The sequence below is a fragment of the Flavobacterium sp. genome, from assembly GCF_004211145.1.
Classification (GTDB): Bacteria; Bacteroidota; Bacteroidia; order Flavobacteriales; family Flavobacteriaceae; genus Flavobacterium.
The window spans coordinates 1-3,414 of record NZ_SEBS01000071.1; the positions used below are offsets into that span (position 1 = coordinate 1).

At 51.1% G+C, this 3,414-nt stretch carries 2 protein-coding genes; both read left to right on the forward strand.

Features of this window, described 5'->3' with window-relative positions:
- Positions 1 to 2,333: translation initiation factor IF-2 (gene infB / locus EOO50_RS17510; RefSeq protein WP_290841577.1), on the forward strand; the 2,333-nt coding region annotated here is incomplete at its 5' end.
- A gap of 38 nt (positions 2,334 to 2,371) precedes the next feature.
- A partial coding sequence (locus EOO50_RS17515) for a hypothetical protein (RefSeq protein ID WP_290841578.1) occupies positions 2,372 to 3,414 on the forward strand: 1,043 nt, incomplete at its 3' end.

Genomic DNA, 3,414 nt, shown 5'->3' on the forward strand with positions numbered 1-3,414 from the left:
AAGCAGTCAAGCCTGAGGCAACGGCGAAACCAGAGGCTGAAAAGCCTGCTGCTCCTGCCGCTCCGACAGCGCCCGCTGCGACTCCTGCAACTCCTGCAGCCGCGGGAACGCCGCCAGCCGAGGAAACTTTCGCGACCCAATACCAAAAATTATCAGGCCCGACGCTTTCCGGACAAACGATCGATCTTTCGCAATTCGAAAGAAAGAAAAAGGAAACGCCGGCACCAGGGCAAAATGCCAACAATAACAACGCAGCGAACAAACGCAAGCGTATCGTGAAACCAGCTCCGGGAGCTCCGGGTCAGCGTCCTCCGGGCGGTGGTCCAGGCGGCCAGAACAGGCCGGGAGGTCCGGGTGGTCCGAACAGACCGGGCGGTGGCGGAGGCTTCCAAAAAGGACGTCCTGCGATCGTGAACAAAGTCGAGCCGACTGAGGAGGAAGTGAAGAACCAAATCCGCGAAACGCTCGAGAAGCTTCAAGGGAAAGGCGGAAAATCGAAAGCGGCGAAATATCGTCGTGACAAACGTGATACGCACCGTCAGAAATCCGACGATGAGCAGAGAGCGATCGAAGAAGGAAGCAAAACGCTAAAAGTGACGGAATTCGTTACCGTAGGTGAAATCGCTACCATGATGGATGTGCCGATCACGAAAGTCATCGGAACCTGTATGTCGCTCGGGATCATGGTTACGCAAAACCAACGCCTCGATGCCGAAACACTTACCATCGTAGCCGACGAATTCGGATATGATGTCGAATTCATCACGACCGAGCTCGAGGAAAATATCAATACGGTAGAAGACCGCGAGGAAGATTTGACAAGCCGTGCACCGATCGTCACCGTAATGGGTCACGTCGATCACGGAAAAACGTCACTTCTCGATTACATCCGTAAGGAAAACGTAATCGCCGGGGAATCGGGAGGAATCACGCAGCACATCGGTGCTTACGGGGTACAACTCGACAACGGCCAAAAAATCGCATTCCTCGATACACCGGGTCACGAAGCGTTTACCGCGATGCGTGCACGTGGTGCGCAGGTCACCGATATCGCGATCATCGTGGTTGCGGCCGACGACGATATCATGCCACAAACCAAAGAGGCGATCAGCCACGCACAAGCGGCCAACGTTCCAATCATATTCGCGATCAACAAGGTCGATAAACCGACGGCAAACCCTGAGAAGATCAAGGAACGTCTTGCGGGAATGAACTTACTGGTCGAGGATTGGGGCGGGAAAATCCAATCACAGGACATTTCGGCGAAAACCGGGTTGAACGTGAAGGAATTGCTCGAAAAAGTGTTACTTGAGGCTGAAATCCTTGATTTGAAAGCGAACTCTGATCGCGCGGCCCAAGGAACGGTTGTCGAAGCTTATCTCGATAAAGGAAAAGGTTACGTCGCGACGATCCTCGTACAAAACGGTACGTTGAAAGTCGGGGATTATATGTTGGCCGGAAAGCACCACGGAAAAATCCGTGCGATGCAAGACGAACGCGGGCACATCGTGAAAGAAGCGGGACCTTCGACGCCGGTATCGGTGCTTGGTCTTGACGGAGCTCCGACCGCAGGTGACAAGTTCAACGTATTCGAAGACGAAAGAGAAGCGAAACAAATCGCCGTGAAACGTACGCAATTGCAACGCGAGCAGTCGGTGAGAACGCAACGCCACATTACGCTTGCCGAGATCGGACGTCGTATCGCGCTTGGTCAGTTCAAGGAACTCAACATCATCATCAAAGGTGACGTGGATGGATCGGTGGAAGCACTCTCGGATTCATTCTCGAAATTGTCGACCGAAGAAATCCAGGTGAACATCATCCACAAAGGAGTCGGTGCGATTACCGAGACCGACGTGAACCTGGCATCGGCATCGGACGCGATCATCATCGGGTTTAACGTCCGTCCGTCCCAATCGGCGAAAACATTGGCAGACAAAGAGGAAATCGATATCCGAAACTACTCGATCATCTACGATGCGATCGACGACCTGAAAGATGCGATGGAAGGAATGTTGTCTCCTGAGATCAAGGAAGAAATCACGGGAACTGCCGAGATCCGCGAACTGTTCAAGATTTCGAAAGTCGGAACGATCGCAGGTTGTATGGTGACCGACGGAAAAATCTTCCGCAGTTCAAGAATCCGAATCATCCGCGAAGGCGTGGTGATCTTCACGGGCGAACTTACGGCGCTGAAACGCTTCAAGGACGACGTGAAAGAGGTTTCGAAGGGTTACGATTGCGGTATCCAGGTAAAAGGATACAACGACATCGAGATAAACGATTTGATCGAAGCCTTCCAGGAGGTTCAAGTCAAAAAGAAATTGAAATAATCAGTACATTTAAAGCCCGAAATTATCGGGCTTTTTTTATGGGAAAAATTTTGTGTTTTTGGATTGCACTTTTGCCGATTTTGTCGTCAGGACAGGAAAAGCGCTATGAGATTTCGTTGAAGGACAAGAAGGATCAGTCGCTTGCGTATTTTGATTTTTATGTCGACAAGGTGTACGACAAACGCCAGATGCGCGACAACATCGGAACCGTGCAAACCGGCGTCGCGAACACGAAAAAACTCGCGGATTTGGAAGGTGGTTTCGTTACGTCGATGACCGAATATTTGATGAAAGTACTTCCAAAAAGGGACGGAGCGCGCAAAATCTCATTGTGTTTCTACGAGCTTTTCGTGGGCGAAGAGACCAATTACGAAGAGAACGAGGAAATAGGCATCGCAACTGCCGTGGTAGATTTCGTAGAGGAGAAAAACGGGCAACTTTTGACGGTCGGACGCTTTGCCGAAACCGTGAAAGGTCGGTCGGCCGATGTGACGGGAAAACACGACGAACGCATAAAGGAAGTGCTCAAACGCTGTTTCAATGCGTTCAACAATATTCAGGGATCGAAGGAAAGCCAAATAGCTTTCAATCCGAATTTGCCCGAGGTGAAAGCTTCTCCGGGCTTGCCTAAAAAAGGCGTTTATATTTCTTTCGCCGACGCTTTGGAAGGCACGCCATCGGCAACGGAATTCTTTTTCAGTCAAAAAGACGAACGGTATATGTTGTTCAGTGAACCCGCACGAATGCCACTGGCAGGTTATTACGGGTTTAGCGACGGAAGCGTTTTTTACTTGAACTTAGGGAAATATTCGGGTGACAATTTCTTTTACGAATCGCATGCGGCGGGCGACAAATGGGTCGTCCAGATTCCGAACCGTGATAAGGATCTGCTCGCTGCGATTGCGAGAACCGATAGATTCGGCGGGATTTGGATCGACGCGATTCCGGATCAGGTCGTCGTGCTGGTCGACCGTTATTCGGGTAAAGTCGAACCTGCGAACGACGGGGATGTGCGGAGGATGATCGCGGCATTCCCCGATTTGCTGAAGGAATATTCGGCCACCGACGGGAAATATGAAGC